Source organism: Rhodococcus sp. NPDC003383, from assembly GCF_053589115.1.
Window position 1 is genome coordinate 106,229 of the sequence record NZ_JBSFRG010000003.1, and the last position, 17,850, is coordinate 124,078.

Here is a 17,850-nt window from a genome sequence, read left to right on the forward strand (position 1 = left end):
CCGTCATCGACGGCCGCGCTGCATGGCGTGCAGCGGAGCAGAACACGGGGATCGGCGTCCTGGCCGGTCTACGGGTTCTCGACCTCAGCCGGGTCCTGGCCGGCCCGTACACAGCCCAGACACTGGCCGACCACGGCGCGGAAGTCATCAAGGTGGAAGCACCCACCGGCGACGAAACACGGGGCTGGGGACCGCCTTTCGACGAGGGCGGACAGAGCAGCGCGTACTACGCCGGGCTCAACCACAGCAAGGAGAACATCTGCCTCGACCTGCGCACCACCGCCGGTCGCGACGTGCTGCGCCACCTGCTGGACGGTGCCGACGTGGTGATCGAGAACTTCAAGGCCGGCACCATGGCCCGGTGGGGCTTCGACTACGAGACCGTGCTGACCGAGACCAACCCGCGACTGGTGTACTGCCGGATCACCGGGTTCGGCGTCGACGGGCCGATGGCAGGTCTGCCCGGATACGACGCGGTGCTGCAGTCCTTCGGCGGGTTGATGAGCGTCAACGGCTACCCGGACGGTAACCCGCTGCGTGTCGGCGTCCCCGTCGTCGACATCGTCGCCTCGCACATGGCCGTCAGCGGCATCCTGCTCGCCCTGACCGAACGCGAACGCAGCGGCCGCGGACAACTCGTCGACATCACGCTTCTCGACTCGGTGATCTCTCTCCTGCACCCGCACGCCTCCAACTGGGTCTCCAGCGGGAAGGTGCCGCAGCGCACGGGCGACTATCACCCCACGGTCGTGCCGTACCAGGTGTTCGCGGCCCGCGACGGCGACTTCTTCGTCAGCGCCGCCAACGACCGGCAGTTCCGCTCGTTGGTCGCGGTGCTCGGCGTCCCGGAACTCGCCGACGACCCGCGCTTCCTCTCCAACGGCGCACGTTCCCGGCATCGCGACGAACTCTCCGCCCTGCTCGCCGAACGGATCGTCCGGTGGAACCGCGACGACCTCGCTGCCGAACTCGAACGCGCCGGTGTCGCCGCCAGCCCGGTCAACACGGTGGACCAGGCGCTCACCGCCCCGCAAACCGTTCACCGCGGATTGTTCCTCGACACGGTCGACTATCGTGGCCTGGGCGTACCGATCAAACTCGGCCGCAGCTCGACGCGAACCCCGCGCCGAGCCGTACCGCGCGGAGCCGACACCGAGGCGATCCTCGGTGCGATGGGGTACGGCGTGGACGACGTCGACGCCCTGAGAAGCGACGGTGCGCTCGACAGGGCATGACCGACAGCCACCGGTCCGACAGTGGCGCGAGGAGGGACCGAGGTGAGCCGACACGCTACAGCGGCCGATGGGGATGCCACCGGCTCGCGCGGAGGCGCGTCCGTTCGCGGCGCCGACTGGGTGGCCACCGAGATCGAACGCATGATCATCACCGGCGACCTGCTCCCCGGTCAGCCCATCCGGCAGGAAATGATGGCCGAACGGCTCGGTGTCAGTCGCCTCCCGATCCGGGAGGGACTGCGCGAACTCGCCTCGCAGGGCCTCGTCGAGCACCGCAGGAACGTCGGCTATGCCGTCGTGAGGCTCGAGCAGTCGGAGTTCGACCAGATCTACCTGATGCGGCACGCCCTGGAGCGCGAGGTGCTGGCTTCCCTCCCAGCCTTCGACGACGCGGCACTCGCCGAGGTCCGTGGCCTCGGCGACCGCGTCGCCGCCGCGGCCGACCGCAATGACCTCCTGGAAATGCGACTGGCGAACCAGGATTTCCACTTCGCAATGTTCGACCGATCACCGTTGGGTCTGGTGGTGGCCGAGATCCGCAGACTGTGGCGCCTGGCCATGCCGTATCACGCGGCCTACCTCTTCGACGCCGAAGTGCGCCGACGGGTCGTGACCGAACACGAAGCCATGATCGACGCGCTCGCCGACCACGACAACGAGCGCCTGATCGCACTGATGAACGAGCACCGACGTGGCGGAGAGGCCGGCACCGGGATGTTGTTGCGCAACACGACCCGCACCGAGTCCTGACGCAGGCCATCCGTCACGTTCCCCACCCGCCGGGCGAATCCCGGCCCACCGAGGAGAACACGACTTGTCTGTCACCGAACCCACCGGCCGGTACATCTCCGTCTGGGACGACGATGTCGACGCGATCGTGCAGCGCATGGCCGCCTCCGGCGCACGGCCCATGCGAGAGATCGGAGTCGAGGGTGCGAGACGCAACCTCGAGTCGATCGTCCGTCCCGCAGGTCCGGAAATGCGCTCGATCGCCGACACGGGATTCGAAGGCCCCCACGGGACGGTGGCGGTCCGCGTCTACCGTCCCGTGGCCGCGCCCGCAGCCGACGCACCCGCACTGCTGTGGTTCCACGGCGGTGGCATGATCATGGGCTCGCTGGATTCCTTCGACCGCCTGGCCCGGGACGTCGCGGAAGCCACCGGCGCGGTGATCGCCAACGTCGACTACAGGCTTGCCCCCGAGTACGCGTACCCCGTCGCCCACGACGAGGCGTACGCGGCACTGTGTTGGTTCCATGAACAGGCGTCCGTCCTCGGGGTCGACGCCGGCCGCATCGGCGTCGGCGGGGACAGCGCCGGAGGTGGCCTGGCCGCGGCGACAGCACTGCGCGCGCGCAACGAAGGCGGCCCGGCGATCGCTCAGCAGGTCTTGTTCTACCCAGGTCTGGAGCGCCGCTGCGATCGGCCGTCCATGCGGGAATTCGGTGACAGCCCGTTCCTGACTGCGGCGGACATCGATTGGATGAAGGACCTCTATCTCGGCGACGATCCGGCCACCGACGACGAGTACGGGACACCCGCACTCGCTTCGTCGCTGGCCGGGCTACCGCCGGCGATCATCGCGGTCGGACACGCCGACCCACTGCGCGACGGCGTCGAAGACTACGGAAACCGCCTCCGCGACGCCGGTGTGCCGACGGCGCAGCTGCGGTATCCCGGCGTGGGGCACGGTTTCGCGATGCAGACCGCGACGGTCGCGCGGGCGCGGGCGGCCATGGCCGAGGTGGGCGCCCTGGTGGCTGCACGATTCGCGGTCCACCGCTGAGGGTCGACGCAAACGGATGAGGCGGTGCGACCCGGTTGCGGGTCGCACCGCCTCATCTTTTGCCCCCCTCCCCCGATTGCGCGGTGTCACCTGCCTAGCCGAGAGCCGCAAGCAGCTTCTTCAGGGCAACACCGTTGTCCGCGAGTTCGTCCCGTGAGGGGCGGACCCCCCGCGCGAGTGCCGACCGCACCGCCACGAAATCTGCTGGTGCATTGACACATTCCGCGGCGATCAGCGCGTCCTCCGCGAAATACAGTGTGACGCGTCGCTGGGGTTTGCCGATGTCGCTGCGGATCACGACGTCGGCGTTCTCGTCGACGAGCCCGACGATCTGGAGCTTCCACGATCCCTGATCGGACCAGAACCACGGTGCCGGCCGCTGGGGAACGTCGTCGCCGAGTATCGTCGCCGCGGCCGCATTCGCCTGCTCGATCGCGTTGTCGACCGATTCGAGCCTGACCCTGCCACCGCTGCGGGACACCTGGACCGTGCAGTCACCGATCGCGAGCGTGCGACCGTCCGATGCCAGACACCGTTCGTCAACGATGACACCGCGGTCGCACTCGAGCCCCAATTGTTCCGCCAGCTCGGTACGCGGCTCCGCCCCGACACCGACCAGCACGGTCGCAGCAGGAATTTCACGACCGTCGGCGAGCCGCACACCCCGGATGCGGTCGCCGGCGACGACGATCTCCGTCGGTTCCGCAGCGAGGACGATGTCGACACCCATCTCCGCGTGAGCGGCGAGCAGGAACTCGGCTGTCCCCGAACCGACTGCCCGCCCCATCGGGCGAGGTCCGGCCTCGACCACGGTGACCTCCGCGCCGAGGCCGCGGAGGGTCGCCGCGACCTCGAGACCGATGAAGCCTCCGCCGATCACCACGACCGGTCCACAGCCGATCCGCTCCGCCAGCCGCCGAGCGTCGTCGAGCTCGCGAAGGACCAATACGTCACGGTGGTCGGAACCGGGTATCTCCAACCGGCGCGCGCGGGCGCCGGTGGCGAGGACCAGACGGTCGAAGCTGCGTGTCTCCCGGGACCCGTCGGCGCGGCGCAATTGCAGGGTCACGCCGTCGCCGTCCCGATCCGCCCTCTCCGCAACGGTGCCAGACAGGAGCTCGATCCCGTTGTCCGCGTAGTGGTTCTCGGCCCGTAGCACCAGCGAGGTGGCCGATCCGTCGCCCTTCAGCCACGCCTTCGACAACGGTGGCCGTTGATACGGCAGGTGAGGCTCGCCGCCGATCAGGGTCAGCGGGCCCGTGTAACCGCCGGCGCGCAACCGGTCGGCGAGGTGCACAGCCGCGTGCGAGGCGCCGACGACCGCCACGCCGAGTGGCGGGTCGCCGGTGCCCCGACCGTTGTCGTCACGCCTGCTCATCGGGCACCGTCACGTGGACGTCGACACCCTCGCGGAGGATCAGCTGACACGACAACCGCGAGGTGTCCTCGCGATCGCTCGCCGTGCAGTCCAGCATGTCGTCCTCGTCCTCCGTCGGAGGATCGAAGTACTTCAGGTCGTCCTCGGCGAGGTAGACGTGGCAGGTCGCGCACGAGAGCGTGCCACCGCACTGACCCACGATGCCCGTCACACCGTTGGTCACAGCCGTCGACATGACGGAATCACCTGCAGCTGCGTCGATCACACGCTCCGAGCCGTCGGGTTGGGTATAGAAGACCTTCGGCATGTCGAGGTCCCTACCACGACACCGGAACGTCGACGACCGGCTCGGTGAGGTTGTTCTTGTCCACCTTCGGCTCGCCGACCAAGGCGAGGCCCGGCAGTCGCTTGAACAGCTCCGTGATGGCCACCTGCATCTCCATCCGTGCGAGCGGCGCACCCAGGCAGTGGTGGAGCCCGTAGCTCAGGGTCAGGTGCGGATTTCCCTCGCGTCGCACGTCGAACTTCTCACCGTCCGTGACCGCGACCCCGTCGTGGTTCGCCGACGCCGGGTCCACCAGCACGGCCTCACCCGCGGCGATGACGTGCCCGTCGATCTCGACGTCCTCGGTGGCGACGAACGGGACCAGACCGCCGCCTCCGGTGACGGTGTCACCGAACGCCATTCGCCCGTGCCGCAGGATCTCCTCGACCGCGGTCGGGGCGACGCCTTCGACGTCCTCGAGCAGGATCTTCAGCTGTTCCGGGTTCTTCAGCAACGAGAGCACACCGAAGCAGATGAAGTTCGCCGTGTTGTCGAAGCCGCCGATGATCAACACCAGGGCGATCGGCAGAATCTCGGCGTCGGTGAGGGTGTCGTCCTTGTGCTGGGCGTTCGTCAGGTCGCTGAGCAGATCCTCCCGGGGATTCTTCCGCCGCTCGTCGATCAGGGCCATCATGTAACCGACGAGTTCGGTCATGTTGGCGACGACCTCCTCCTCGGGCATGTTCGCCACCGCGAGGGTCGCCGAGCTCCACTTCTGGAACTTCGGACGGTCCTCCGGCGGCACCCCGAGAAGGTTGGCCAGCATCTGGATCGGCAGAGCCACAGCGTAGTCGTGCACCAGGTTCGCCGGGGACCCCTTGGCGACCATCTCGTCGATCAGGTGGTTCGCGAACTCCACTGCCGATTCCCGCATGGCGCGTACGCGTTTCGGCGAGATGGACTTCTGGACGAGCTTGCGCAGCTTCGTGTGCTGCGGCGGATCCTCGAATTGCAGTGTGGTCTTCAGGAACTCGGGAAACTCGACGAAGTAGGGCACTACCCGCTCGCCGGTGCGGAACGGTTCGCGTACGAAGCGGGGATCGCCGAGCATCTGTCGCGCGGCAGCGTTTCGGTGGATGACCCAGACGTCACCGCCGAACGGCATCGTCATCTTGGTCATCGGCCGATCGGCGGCGATGGCGGCGTACCTTCGCGATGCTTCGTTCACACTCACCGGACCGAAGGGGTAGGCCGTATCCTCGGTCTCGGTGGTGGTCGTGGGGGCTTCGGTAGAGCTCACTGTGCTTCTCCTGGGGCTGAGCCGATGTCGTGGAAGTTCCGGTCAGGACGTCGCCGGGACCTGTGCCGGAGCCACGATCTGGGGGATGGCATCGGGGGTGATCGCCATGATGTCGTCGAACCGCTCGGCGACGGTCTCGATCGTCAGAGCGGGATCGTGGATCCCGACGGTGTTGAGGATAGCGAGGCGGTTGACGATACCGCCGGCGACGTTGAAGACCTCACCGGTGACGGTGCACGTCGGGTGCACGAGGTACGCAGCGACGGGGGCGACGTGCTCGGGCCGCAGCTGGGTACGCATGTACTCCATCACCTCGGGGGACAGGGTGTCCGCGGCCGCCTCTGCCATACGGGTGCCCGCACCCGGGGCGATGGCGTTGACCTTCACGCCCGACTTCAGGCCTTCCAGCGCCAGATTGCGGGTCAGACCGAACAGTGCGCCCTTCGACCCTCCGTAGTGCGACATGTCCGGATTACCCAGCATCGCTTGGGAAATGGTGTTCACCACCCGCCCGGCCGGCGACTTCAGCAGGTGCGGCCAGGCGGCCCGGCAGACGCGGAGTGCACCGAAGTAGTGCACGTCCAGATGTCGCTGGTACTCCTCGTACGGAACCTCGTCGAACGGCGCGGTGCGCACGATGCCCGCGTTGTTGATCACAGCATCGAGCTGCCCGAACGCCGACAGGGCGGTGTCGACGAGTTCGACGGCACCGTCCTCGGTAGAGATGTCGGCCGAGCAGGCGACGGCTTTGCCGCCGGCTGCGGTGATCGCGTCCACGACCTCGCGGGCAGGATCGTCGCCGTCGACTCCGGAACCGTCGATGGCAGACCCGAGGTCGCCGACCACGACCGCGGCACCACGTGACGCGAGCAGTTCGGCGTGTGCCCGGCCTATTCCGCGGCCCGCGCCGGTGACGACGACCACGCGGTCGGTGAAATCCAGTGCTGTCATGAATGTTCCTCGAATCGTGTCGTGCCGGTGGGTGTCAGGGGCGGGTGTCGCCGCCGTGGGACGAAACGTCGGCAACCCAGATGGTGCCCAGCGCCTCGCGTGCAGACTTGTCGAAATCGAAAACCTCGACACCGACGGTCATGTAGAGGGTCGTGCGGTCGGGACCGCCGAGCAGGCAGGCCGAGGCGACGCCGTTCTCGAGCGGCACGGGAATGGCATCCGTCATCCCCTCCTCGGTGAAACGAGCCACGTAACCGCTGCCGGGCATCGCCGCCCACACGCCGCCCTCCTCGTCGAGCCCGATGCCGTCCGGCAGGAACGGGCAGGATGCGAACAGCCGCGGATTCGACAGCGATCCGTCGGCGGCACGATCGATCACGGTGAGCTTCTGTGCCATCACCTCGGCCGTGTAGACCTTCGTGCCGTCCGAGCTGATTGCGATCCCGTTGGCGCACAGCAGCGGTCCGACTTCATCGGCGGTGTGCGCGGAACCGTCGGGTTCGACGACGATGATCGGAGAGGGCACCGGCTCCTCGCCGGCGAACAGGTCGAATCCGAGCTGCGTCACGTATGCGCGTCCCTCGGCGTCGACGACCATGTCGTTGATCGCTGCCTGCGAGAAGGCGGACAGGTCGGCGAGGACTTCGAGGTCGTCGGGTCCGTTCCCGCCGTGGACGAGGACGAGCTTTTCGTGCATCGAGACGACGATCAGCCGGCCGTCCGGGAGCCAACCGAATCCGCCCAGGACGATCGGCACCTCGGTTCCGGCGCGGCGGCCGGTCGCATCCACGACCACCGCCACATTGCCCTCGGCATCAACGGTTTTCAGGGTCGCGGTGTACATGTCGGAGAACCAGAGGATGCCGTCGTGCCAGCGCGGGCACTCCGGCCATGAGAAGCCGCCCGCGATCTTGCGGGGTTCGATGACACGCGCACCAGCCGCGGCGACGGCGGCGGCGGTATCGGCAACTACGTCGGTCATGTCGGGCCTTCCGGTAAGGGCGTGCGGGCGCAGGGTCCACGAGCAGTAGCGCCGGCCCGATGAATACGGGCCCGGGCCGTGAACTGCGTCACATCAACTTTCATCACGGACGATAGGGTCAGGAAATGTGCGGCGGATGAGTGCCTCCCGCTGAATGGTCACCATCCTCGATGCCGACTCCGGGTCGAGGCCCGACCATGGGATCGGGCTTCTCAGATCCCGGCGTGCGGGCGGGACGACGACCCGAGATAGGCACGTTCGATCCGGTCGGGTTCGGTTCGGAGCGCCTCCGCCGAATCGGTCAGTGCCACGGTGCCGTGCACCAGCACAGCGGCACGGTCGGCGACACCGAGAGCAAGGTGGACGTGCTGCTCGACGAGTACCACCGACATTCCCTCCTCGGTGGCCAGCCTGCGAAGCACCGCCAGGATTTCGTCGACGACGACGGGCGCCAACCCCATGCTCAGCTCGTCGATGAGCAGTACCTTCGGACGCTGCAGGATCGCGCGTCCGATCGCGAGCATCTGCTGCTCGCCGCCCGACAGCCGGCCGGCAGCGACTCCGAGCCGCTTCTCCAGGGCCGGGAAGTACTCGAGCACCTCGTCGAGTGCTCGGCGTCGACGTCGCCGATCGCGGACCGCCAGACGCAGGTTGTCGGTTGTCGTCAATCCCCGGAACAGCGCACGGTCGTCGGAGACCAGAACCAGCCCCGACAACACCGCCTCGCGTGGGCGACCGCCGCCGACGGTCAGGTCGTCGACGACGACCTCGCCATCGAATCGGGGCAACAGACCGGCCAGGGACAGCAGCAGCGTGGTCTTGCCTGCGCCGTTCGGGCCGAGCAGGCTCAGGATCTGCCCACGGTCCACCTCCAGGCTCACGTCCCGGACGCAGGGACGGCCGGAAACGTAACCGGTCGACAGATTCCTGATCGTCAATCCGTTCACGAGTTCGCCTCCTGTGTTTCGTCGATGCGTGCGGCAGCGAGCTCGGGGACAGCTTCGAGAGCGGGATCCACGTCGCGGGCAGGGGCGCCGAGGTATGCGCTGATCACCCGCTCGTCGGACCGAATCTCGTCCGGTGGCCCACATGCCACGACCCTTCCCAGGTCGAGGACGACGACGCGGTCACAGATGGTGAGCACCAATTCCATGTCGTGTTCGACGAGCAGGATCGATGTTCCGGCATTGCGGGCATCGACAAGCCGTTCACCGAGCCGACGGCTCTCCGCGCCGTCGAGCCCCGCTGCCGGTTCGTCGAGCAACGCGACCTTCGGCGACGAGACGAGGACACGCGCGACAGAGACGAGCTGACGCTGTCCCTGAGAGAGGGTCGATACCTCGGCGTCTGCGACGTCTCCGAGTCCGACCGTGTCCAGGACTGCCCGTACTCGGTCCGCTGTGTCGTGGTCGGATCCCGATCTGGCCGCGCCCACCGTCACGTTCTCGGCGACGGACAGGTCGTCGTACAGTTCCACGTCCTGGAAACTGCGGCCGAGTCCCAGCCTGCTGCGCCGATGCGGCCGCAGGCCCCCGATGTCCGTGCCGTCCAGAACGACCGTGCCGCTCGCAGGCGCGAAACCGGTGATCGCGTCGACGACGGTGGTTTTCCCCGCGCCGTTCGGACCTATGAGACCGACGATCTCCCCTGCACAAACGTCGAAGGTCACGTCCGATGCCGCTTGCACCGCCCCGTAGTGCACGCTCAGATCCCGTACCGACAGAATCGGTTCGCCCACGACGGGCGAGGACGACCGCACCGCTGCGGTGGCTGTTCCCTCTACGGGGACCGGGCCCGAGGACGACTTCCTCAGGGTGGGCAGGGGGATCCGGGGCAATTTGCCTGCGATCCCGTCCGGATTGAACATGATGGTGACGATGAGCAGGATGCCGCTGATCACCGCGTAGTACTCGCCGAGGTTCAGGAACCGGTCGACGAAAAGGTACAGAACGCCGCCCGGCGCAATGAGTCCGGCGAGGACGGCACCGGTGACGGAGGTGATCCCCGCGATGTACATGACGGCGAACAAGGTGATACCGAGGAAGACGGTGAACGGTTCCGGTGTCGCCAACGTCTGCTGGTACGCCATGAGGGAACCGGCGAGGCCGGCGAGGAACGCACCGATCGCGAAGGCCGCCAGTTTGGTGCGCGGAACGTTGATCCCCGACGCCGCCGCGGAACGCTCGTTCGCCCGGACCGCCAGCATGTCGGTCCCGAGCCTGCTGCGCCGAACCCACGCGACGCCGAGGGCGGCCGCAACGAGCACGGACAGGCACATCAGACCGAATGCGAGACGCGGATAGTCTTCTCCCGCACCGATTCCGAGGTCGAATCCGAACAGTCGGGGGGTGTCGACCGGAGCACCCGCGACGCCGCCGTTGAGTTGCGGGTTCCGGAACCAGAATGCTTCGAGGAACACTGCCAGCGCCAGGGTGACGACGGTCAGCGGCAGTCCCCGCACCCGCAGGGCCGGCAGACCGATCACAATGCCGATGACCGTCGCGAACAGTGCGCCGATCAGCGGCGCGAAGGGGAACGGTATTCCGAGGTGGGTGTTCAGAACACTGATCGAGTAGGCGCCGACGCCCGCGAGTGTCAATTGCGCCAGGGAAACCTGTCCCGTGTACCCGGTGACGACGACCTGGGACAGAGCGATCACCGCGAAGATGATGCTGCTGACGATCGCGGCGCGATAGCTGCCGCCGGTGACCAGCATCGCGACCACAGCGACCGCGACGGCCGGAATCGCCGGCGCGAGAATCCGATCGGGGCGCGGGGCGTGGCCGAGTCGCTGCCGGACGACGCTGCCGCGGTCGGGTAGCGGCCGCCCCTTGACGACCAGGAATACGAGAATCAACAGCAGCGGGATGGCCTCGGCCATACCCGCGTGCGGAAACCAGTCGAAGGTGACCTGCAGGTTCGTCATTTCCGCCTGCAACGAGCCGATCGCGATGCCCGCTGCGACGGTCAGCCAGATCGAGCTGAAGTTCCCGACGAGCGTCGCTGCGAGTGCGGGGACGATGAACATCGAGTAGGCAACGGGATTCAGTGCAACGATCGGAGCTATGAGAATTCCGCCGAGGCCGGCGACGACCGACGACAGCGCCCAGTTGCTGAACGCGATCCGATCCGGCGACAACCCCGTCAGGTAGGCACCCTTCTCCGACTCGGCCGCCGCCTCCGTCGCGATTCCGAAGCGGGTGAAGCGGAACACCAGCGCAGCCAGAACCGCGATCGCGACGACTGCGACGGCAAGCCAGATCCGGTCCGTCGGAGCTTGACGAGAACCGATGGTAATGCTGTCGAGCGCGAATATCGGTTCGACGGCGACGATCTCGGTGCCCACCCGAAGCGCGATCACAGCCTGGAGCACGATCATCAGTCCGATGGATGCCACCGCTTTGGCGATCACCGGTGCCGTGCGCATCGGCCGGAAGATCAATGCGTAGAACAGAACCCCCAGCAGAGCCGCGACTGCCAACGACACGGCCATGGCCGGTGCCACCCCGAGCGGTCGACCGAGGTCGATCGTTCGGGGCAGCCCCGGGATCGGGACCATCAGCTCACCCGTGCGCAGCAGCGCGTACGTATAGGCGGTGTAGAGGGCCACGGCTCCGGTGGCGAAGTTGACGACGCCGGAACTCTTGAACGTCATCACGAGTGCCAGTCCGATTGCGGCGTACACGGCTCCGTTGCCGAGACCCAGCACGAGATAGGCGAGATGGTCGGTCATGAAATTTCCTTCTGGGGATACGGATCCGTCAGCCGGTGACCGTGAGGTTCACGGGGATGCCCTGATCGTTGATCTCACCGATCAGCATCTGTCCGGAGCAGATCGACGGCATCATCGGGAACGCAGTTCCGTTGCATGTGAAGGTGATTCCGCCACCGGCAGGCATCTCGACGTTCGCAGCGGTACGCAGAGCCTTCTGGATCGACGCGGCGTTCACCTCACCCGAGATGCTGGATGCTGCACCGGCGAGGGCCATCACCGTCTGGTAGCCGGTCGAGCCGTAGCCGGTCGGCGACAGGTCGGGGGCGTACTCGGCGAAGATCGACCGGAACAGCACCGTATCGGGCCGGTCGGACAACGCATCCGTGGCGGTGATACCGATGTTGCCTTCGATCGTGTCGATACCGATCGCCTTGACGACATTTTCGTCGAGGCAGGTCGGGATCAGCACCTTCTTCACCGTCGGCGCGGTCGTCTGAACTGCCTTGAGCACCGAGGTACAGGTGGCTGCATCGCCGATGAAGCTCACGCCGTCGGGGTTGCTCGTCAGCCCGGCCGCGACGACAGGCGTGGGATCCGGTGTACCGAGCGGCACCGGTACCACCTCGAGCTCGACCCCGAACCCCTGGAAGATCGGCTTGCCCATCTGGTCGATCATGCCTGCGATGCCACCGCCGTCACTGGCGAACATCGTGAACTTCGACATACCCTCCTGCTGCGCCGCGGTCGCGGCCGCCGTCAACGTCCCGGGCAGGCCTGCGGACAGTGCCGCGACCTCCGGCGACATCAGTTCGACGGCCGAGACGCCGTTGAGAGTCACGTACGGGATCCCCGCACCGATGACGATCGGAACGATCGCCGGCCCCTGGGAGGTTCCGGGAGAAAGGACCGCGGCAACCTTCTGCTCGACGAACTGGTTCGCGCAAGCGGTCGCCGACGTCGGCTCTTCCTGCTGCTTGCACACCACGAGCTCGATCGGACGACCCGCGAGCCCACCGCCGTTGTTGTTGAGATATTCGACCGCGGCCTCCGCACCTTCGCGCATCTCCGGCAGCGACACCGCCGCACCACCCTCGGTGGAGACGAACCCGATCTTCACCGCCTCGCCGGTCGCCGGATTGCTCGGCAACGCGGATGTCGTACCGGCCGCTGCGCTCCCTCCGTCCGATTCGTCGCCGGCACATGCAGCAGTTCCCAGCATTCCGGCAAGCAGTAGAGCGCTCGCACCGGCAACGGTCCGCAACCGCCGATTCCGACCGCGTGGATTCATAACGTGACTCCTTCACCGAGGACGACTATGGAGGCGAGCGTGGTACCGGGCACATCGAGTACTGAAAGTGAGGTACATCACGTCACATCCGGGTGCTGAATTATGTGAGCGCGAAGCTCTCCGGCGGAGGGGGGCCTCCCATTGAACGGGATATTCGATCAGAGGGAACCGAGAGCTTCGCCGATGACCGAGAGAGATAGGCACACCGCGATATTCGCGGACACCCCAGAGGGCACCCTTTCGAGACCCCAGCACCATCGCGCCACGAAAAATGTTGCCTTATACAGAATCTCGCGATAACCATCGCTGTCATCACCGAGAGTATGTGAAATCCCCTGCCGTGGACAGCACCGAATCGCGGAGCCTCACAACGACGTACGTTGCAGAACTCCGCGATTCGGTGGAGTCGCGTTCGGATCGGCTCTCCTATCTGCGTGCAGCGCTCATACCGGCGCGACGCCCGAAGAAGCTACCGTCACCCAGGCTGGCGCCACTGGCGTAACCACCGGCACATACGCCGGCGGTGCATCGTCCGGCGGCGAAGAGCCCGGGAATCGGCTCCCCCGAAACATGGAGTACTTCCGAGTCGACACTGGTCTTCAAGCCTCCCAAGGGAAATCCAGCCGTCATTCCACGCAGATCGAATGCGGCAATCGGCGTTCGGATGGGCCGCACCCACTTCGCATCCTTGGAGAACAGCGGATCGGCCCCGTCCGCCGCATGGGCGTTGTAGACGTTCACTGTCGAGGTCAAGGCACCGGCCGGCAGTCCCATTTCCGCCTCGAGCTCCTCGGCGGATTCGCATACCCAGGTCGGTTCCGGCCGCCTTGCAGTACCTGTGGCGTCCGGCCCCATCACCTCGTCGTACGCCTGCTGATCGATGATCAGGAAGGCCTCGTTGTTCTGACGGAACAGCATCGCCTGCCCGATCCTGCCCGGGTAGGTGTCCTCCGCGATGAATCTCTGCCCGTGTGCGTTGACGAGGATCCCCCGGACCATCAACTGCGGTGCGGCGTGAACGGCAACCTCCGCAGCGTCCATGTGTGCCGTGGCGGCGCCCAATGCCTGCCCTATCCGGATGGCCCGACCGTCGTGGGCCTCGATCGCGGCGCCCGGCCGCCCCACGAGGACAGGTGCGTGATCGCGCACCATCGCCTCGTCGAAGGCGAAACTTCCCATGGCCAGGACGACGCCGCGACGGGCACGAACGGTGATCGTCCGGCCGTACCGTCGCGCGACCACACCTGTGACCGCCCCACCCTCGTCCACGACCACGGTCTGGACCCGGACGTCGTATTCGGCTTTCACACCCAGCTTCTCGGCCGTCTCGACCAGCGGCTTCATCAGCATGTACCCACCGCCACGTTCCCCGGTCTTCTTGTTGTCCATCCGGGGAAGATGCCCGCGCGGTGCCGGAGGAATCAGGTCCTTGAACGGTGCCGCGTTCTCTCCCCCGGAGTACATCAGCCCTTCGTCGTGCGCCGGCTCCCATCCGGGCTCGCCCCAGAACTCCTCCTTGAACGGAACGCCTGCGTCGACCAGCCAGTTGTAGTGTTCGACGCTGCCTTCGCAGTAGGCATCGATCTTCTCGTCATCTGTGGCCGGACCGAGTGCGGCCTTCATGAACGCCTTCATGTTCTCGACCGTGTCGTCGAACCCGCACGCCTTCTGGAGCGGTGTCCCACCACCGAGATAGATGAATCCACCTGCCATCGAGGCGGCACCGCCCCAGCCTCCCGACCGTTCGAGCACGAGCACCTCGGCGCCCGCACGGGCGGCCTCGATCGCTGCTGCGGCACCTGCGATTCCGTATCCTGCAACGACGACGTCGGCCTCGAGATCCCAATCTGTGATCTCGGATTCGAGGACGGGACGAACCGTTTCGGCAAGCATCTGAATCTCCTCGGGTCTCGCGGACACTGCGGCCGCAAGGTCTCACCGTCCCGGCACCCGACGGGAGCATTCCTCCCACTGAGTGGTCCAAACGGGCAGCGATCGAGGCAACGACCGCAGACACTCGCCCCGGCACATGCTCCGCACCTCGTTGTGCGTGACCGATCACAACGGCTTCGCCGCGTCGGGCGGCGAAGCCGTATTCACCTCGTCCCAGGAGAACAATCGATGTCCGATCCCTCACTCCGGTTGCCGACCGGTCCGATCGACGGTTCCGCAGTATCGAGATCGACGGTCCTGATCATCACCGCGCTCGTCCTCGCGGAATGCTTGAGTGCCTTCGAGGCCGGCATGATCTTCATCGCACTGCCACGGTTCAGCGAGATCTTCGAGGCGCCTGCGTCCACGACCGGGTGGGCCGTGACCGCCTACATGCTCGTGGCGGCAACGACCGCTCTCGTCGGTGGCCGGCTCGGAGACATGTACGGGCGGAAGAAGGTCCTCATCCTCGTGATGCTGGTGTCCACCCTCGGTTCGGCGATCAGCGTCTTCGGTGACTCGATGGGGGCGATCATCGTCGGCCGCGGTGTGCAGGGTGCCGCCGGCGCGATTCTTCCGCTCTGCTACGGCATCGCCCGTGAAGCGCTGCCGGCCGGCAAGGTCTCTCTCGCGGTCGGATTCATCAGCGGTGCCGCGCTTCTCGCGGGATCGGGGGGTTCGCTGATCGCAGGGCTCCTGCTCGACGTGGCGGATTGGCACATGATCTTCGTCTTCGCGGCGGTTCTCGCCGTTGTGGCCTCCATCGTCGCTGCGTTCGCGCTTCCGGGCTCCCACACTCCTGCCGAGCTACCGAGCTTCGACTACATCGGCGCTGCTCTGCTGACGCCGGGTCTCACCGCTCTCCTTTTCGGCATCACGCAAGGACCGAAGTGGGGCTGGACGAGTATCGGGGTCGTCGGACTGATCGTCATCGGCATCGGTGTTCTCGCGGTGTGGACCGTCTGGGAGATGCGCCGGCGCGAACCCCTCGTCGATCTGCGGGTGCTGACGAACAGGCAGATGTCGCTGAACCTGATCGGACTCTCGGTGCTGGCTCTCGGTCCCGTCGGGGCGGTGCAGATCGTCACGCCGATGATCCTGCAGTCTCCGACGTCGCTGCCCGTCGGACTCGGCATGTCGGCAACCGTGACGGGGCTCGTGGCCGGCATCGGCGCGATTGTGGGATTCGGCGCCTCTCCGATAGCCGGGGTGGTCGCCGGTCGATGGGGCGGTAGGACCGTCTTCTTCATCGGCGCCGTCCTGTTCGCCGTCGCCAACCTGATGATCTACTTCGGCCACAAGTCGTTGCCGGTGATGATGGGTGTTTTCGCCGTCGCCGCCGTCGCAACGGCATTCGCCTACACCGGATACCCGAAGATCGTCATCGAATCCGTCCCCGAGGAGGTCACGAGCGTCACGACAGGCGTCTTGTCCACTGCGCGGCAAGCGTTCTCCGCCGTGGGGGTGGCCATCGTGTCGGTCATGCTCTCCCTGTGGACCGTGCCCGGAACGACCGCGCCCGCCCTGTCGGCGTTCGATCTGGCTGTGGGGTGGTTCATCGCGTGCTCGCTCGTCGTGGCCGTCGTCTGCCTGTTCATCGCTCGGCCGAAGCAGACGGATGGTGCCGAGGAAAGTGCACCCGAAAACGCCGAGCCCTCGGCAGCTTCCGCTTGATGCACCTCCCCCATGTCCCCGAACCTTGACGATCGTACGGCCGAGGATCTCGATGTTCGAGTAAATATGTTGCACAGCAGTCGAAGTCACAGGGGACGCGGCTTCCACGCGGAGGGCGGGGCACGCACGGAATTCGGTGCGTGCCCCGCCCTCCGCCTACGGACTTCTCCCGCGAAGTGGGAGAAGGCCCTCCCCAGCGCTTTCGACGGCCGTAGCGTCCGCGGTATGGCAGACGAGACGATATACGTGATCGACCGAGTGGTCACCAAACCAGGATGTGCGCGACGATTTGTGGAGGCGTATGTCGCAGAGTACGTTCCGGGTGGCCGCCGACGGGGCATGACACTCGACCGGATTCTCGTCAGCCCGCCGGTGTGGTTCGACGACGATTCCAATACCGTCACCATCACCTGGACCGTCGACGGTGTCCACTCGTGGTGGGAGATGACCCGTCAGAGCCGCCGCGACCCCGGCCTCGGCGAGTGGTGGTCGGGCATGGACGAACTGATCGTGGAGCGTTCCCGGACCATGGCTGCTCACGCCGACGACGTCGAGGGATTGAACGATGTATAACGTGACCCGCGTCGTCCACTTCGACGCCACCGCCGATTTCTCGGATCGCGCCGAGTACACCGCGAACGTCCGGCTCGCAGTGAAGGAACTCGGGGCACTGCGCCGACTCGTGTCCCCGACCCTGCCGGGTGTGATCAACGGCGGAGACCTGCTGGTACATCTCCGGTTTGCGTCGGCGGACGAGGCGGCCGGTGCGATCGAGACCCTGGACGCGACCCTCGGCTCACCCGTCGTCGCGCGACTGGACGGCGTGCAGTACCACCCGGGTCGGGCCCAGTCGCGTCCGGACGCATCCCGGACCGTCTACCGCGCGCTCCTGCTGCGCGTCGCTCCCGGCACACCGGAAGCGACCATCGAGCGATTCGAGCGCGACCTGCTGAAGATGCCCGGGTACATCGAGTCGATAGTCTCCTGGCGCCTCAGCCGTGTGGAGGACTCGGTGGGTCCCACCGCCTGGACCCATGTATGGGAGCAGGAGTTCTCCGACCACGCCTCTCTCATGGGCCAGTATCTCGACCATCCGATCCATTGGGGCGTGGTGGACCGCTGGTTCGACCCCGAGGGCACGGAGGTCGTGGTACGCGATCGCGTGTGTCACACGTTCTGCGCACTCGACGGCGCCGTCCTCGATCCGGGAAGCGACGGCGGCCCGAGCGACTAGAGGTGGCGGCCGCCGTCGGATACTCCACCCGGCCCAGATCAGTGACCTGCTTCACAACGCCGATTTCGTGTGGCACTATTCCTAATCGAAACACCCACGTAGAAGCGTCA

Annotated in this window: 15 protein-coding genes; 6 read left to right on the forward strand and 9 right to left on the reverse strand. The window is 66.5% G+C overall.

Annotated features, from left to right (window positions below; all coding sequences use genetic code 11):
• Nucleotides 1-5 precede the first annotated feature (5 nt).
• The 3 genes from ACWDTS_RS04200 to ACWDTS_RS04210 all read left to right on the forward strand — a co-directional run bounded on the left by ACWDTS_RS04200 (nt 6) and on the right by ACWDTS_RS04210 (nt 3,021).
• Nucleotides 6-1,235: a CaiB/BaiF CoA transferase family protein gene (locus tag ACWDTS_RS04200; RefSeq protein ID WP_450110820.1), complete on the forward strand. Its 1,230-nt coding sequence runs from the start codon at nt 6-8 to the stop codon at nt 1,233-1,235.
• A 42-nt stretch (nt 1,236-1,277) separates the two neighbouring features.
• Nucleotides 1,278-1,985, forward strand: coding sequence for a GntR family transcriptional regulator (locus tag ACWDTS_RS04205; RefSeq protein WP_374068761.1), 708 nt, complete (start codon nt 1,278-1,280; stop codon nt 1,983-1,985).
• 136 nt (nt 1,986-2,121) lie between these two features.
• Complete coding sequence (locus ACWDTS_RS04210) at nt 2,122-3,021, forward strand: alpha/beta hydrolase (protein ID WP_450117709.1); 900 nt, start codon at nt 2,122-2,124, stop codon at nt 3,019-3,021.
• Between the two features lie 94 nt (nt 3,022-3,115).
• On the opposite strand, the gene ACWDTS_RS04215 is transcribed toward ACWDTS_RS04210, so the two are convergent.
• The 9 genes from ACWDTS_RS04215 to ACWDTS_RS04255 all read right to left on the reverse strand — a co-directional run bounded on the left by ACWDTS_RS04215 (nt 3,116) and on the right by ACWDTS_RS04255 (nt 14,793).
• Nucleotides 3,116-4,399 (reverse strand): NAD(P)/FAD-dependent oxidoreductase, encoded by a 1,284-nt coding sequence (locus ACWDTS_RS04215; protein ID WP_248672912.1) that lies wholly within the window; start codon nt 4,397-4,399, stop codon nt 3,116-3,118.
• Nucleotides 4,386-4,706 (reverse strand): 2Fe-2S iron-sulfur cluster-binding protein, encoded by a 321-nt coding sequence (locus ACWDTS_RS04220; RefSeq protein WP_248672911.1) that lies wholly within the window; start codon nt 4,704-4,706, stop codon nt 4,386-4,388. Before ACWDTS_RS04220 ends, ACWDTS_RS04215 begins: the two co-directional genes overlap by 14 nt.
• Before the next feature lie 10 nt (nt 4,707-4,716).
• Entirely contained in the window at nt 4,717-5,964 is a 1,248-nt protein-coding gene (locus tag ACWDTS_RS04225) for a cytochrome P450 (protein WP_248672910.1), read from the reverse strand.
• Nucleotides 5,965-6,006: 42 nt separating this feature from the next.
• Nucleotides 6,007-6,915 (reverse strand): SDR family NAD(P)-dependent oxidoreductase, encoded by a 909-nt coding sequence (locus ACWDTS_RS04230; protein ID WP_450111638.1) that lies wholly within the window; start codon nt 6,913-6,915, stop codon nt 6,007-6,009.
• Nucleotides 6,916-6,949: 34 nt separating this feature from the next.
• Entirely contained in the window at nt 6,950-7,897 is a 948-nt protein-coding gene (locus tag ACWDTS_RS04235; RefSeq protein ID WP_450117641.1) for an SMP-30/gluconolactonase/LRE family protein, read from the reverse strand.
• A 212-nt stretch (nt 7,898-8,109) separates the two neighbouring features.
• Complete coding sequence (locus ACWDTS_RS04240; RefSeq protein WP_450111640.1) at nt 8,110-8,844, reverse strand: ABC transporter ATP-binding protein; 735 nt, start codon at nt 8,842-8,844, stop codon at nt 8,110-8,112.
• Nucleotides 8,841-11,630 carry an ABC transporter permease subunit gene (locus tag ACWDTS_RS04245; protein ID WP_450117642.1) on the reverse strand — a complete coding sequence of 930 codons (2,790 nt, stop codon included), beginning with the start codon at nt 11,628-11,630 and terminating at the stop codon, nt 8,841-8,843. Before ACWDTS_RS04245 ends, ACWDTS_RS04240 begins: the two co-directional genes overlap by 4 nt.
• A 28-nt stretch (nt 11,631-11,658) precedes the next feature.
• Nucleotides 11,659-12,900 (reverse strand): ABC transporter substrate-binding protein, encoded by a 1,242-nt coding sequence (locus ACWDTS_RS04250; protein ID WP_450117643.1) that lies wholly within the window; start codon nt 12,898-12,900, stop codon nt 11,659-11,661.
• A gap of 426 nt (nt 12,901-13,326) precedes the next feature.
• Nucleotides 13,327-14,793, reverse strand: a complete 1,467-nt coding sequence (locus tag ACWDTS_RS04255) for an FAD-dependent oxidoreductase (RefSeq protein ID WP_450117644.1) — start codon at nt 14,791-14,793, stop codon at nt 13,327-13,329.
• 228 nt (nt 14,794-15,021) lie between these two features.
• On the opposite strand from ACWDTS_RS04255, the gene ACWDTS_RS04260 reads away from it, so the two are divergent.
• The 3 genes from ACWDTS_RS04260 (at nt 15,022) to ACWDTS_RS04270 (ending at nt 17,740) form a co-directional block, all read left to right on the forward strand.
• Nucleotides 15,022-16,506 (forward strand): MFS transporter, encoded by a 1,485-nt coding sequence (locus ACWDTS_RS04260; RefSeq protein ID WP_450117645.1) that lies wholly within the window; start codon nt 15,022-15,024, stop codon nt 16,504-16,506.
• Between the two features lie 225 nt (nt 16,507-16,731).
• Nucleotides 16,732-17,079 (forward strand): hypothetical protein, encoded by a 348-nt coding sequence (locus ACWDTS_RS04265; protein ID WP_197252057.1) that lies wholly within the window; start codon nt 16,732-16,734, stop codon nt 17,077-17,079.
• On the forward strand, nt 17,072-17,740 hold the full coding sequence (locus ACWDTS_RS04270; protein ID WP_450117646.1) for a Dabb family protein: 669 nt from the start codon (nt 17,072-17,074) through the stop codon (nt 17,738-17,740). Before ACWDTS_RS04265 ends, ACWDTS_RS04270 begins: the two co-directional genes overlap by 8 nt.
• Nucleotides 17,741-17,850 lie beyond the last annotated feature (110 nt).

Coding starts and splice junctions, on each gene's coding strand:
- ACWDTS_RS04210 (WP_450117709.1), top strand. CDS start 2,122: ATGGCCGCCTCCGGCGCACGGCCCATGCGAGAGATCGGAGTCGAGGGT.
- ACWDTS_RS04215 (WP_248672912.1), bottom strand. CDS start 4,399: ATGAGCAGGCGTGACGACAACGGTCGGGGCACCGGCGACCCGCCACTC.
- ACWDTS_RS04220 (WP_248672911.1), bottom strand. CDS start 4,706: ATGCCGAAGGTCTTCTATACCCAACCCGACGGCTCGGAGCGTGTGATC.
- ACWDTS_RS04230 (WP_450111638.1), bottom strand. CDS start 6,915: ATGACAGCACTGGATTTCACCGACCGCGTGGTCGTCGTCACCGGCGCG.
- ACWDTS_RS04235 (WP_450117641.1), bottom strand. CDS start 7,897: ATGACCGACGTAGTTGCCGATACCGCCGCCGCCGTCGCCGCGGCTGGT.
- ACWDTS_RS04245 (WP_450117642.1), bottom strand. CDS start 11,630: ATGACCGACCATCTCGCCTATCTCGTGCTGGGTCTCGGCAACGGAGCC.
- ACWDTS_RS04250 (WP_450117643.1), bottom strand. CDS start 12,900: ATGAATCCACGCGGTCGGAATCGGCGGTTGCGGACCGTTGCCGGTGCG.
- ACWDTS_RS04255 (WP_450117644.1), bottom strand. CDS start 14,793: ATGCTTGCCGAAACGGTTCGTCCCGTCCTCGAATCCGAGATCACAGAT.
- ACWDTS_RS04260 (WP_450117645.1), top strand. CDS start 15,022: ATGTCCGATCCCTCACTCCGGTTGCCGACCGGTCCGATCGACGGTTCC.
- ACWDTS_RS04265 (WP_197252057.1), top strand. CDS start 16,732: ATGGCAGACGAGACGATATACGTGATCGACCGAGTGGTCACCAAACCA.
- ACWDTS_RS04270 (WP_450117646.1), top strand. CDS start 17,072: ATGTATAACGTGACCCGCGTCGTCCACTTCGACGCCACCGCCGATTTC.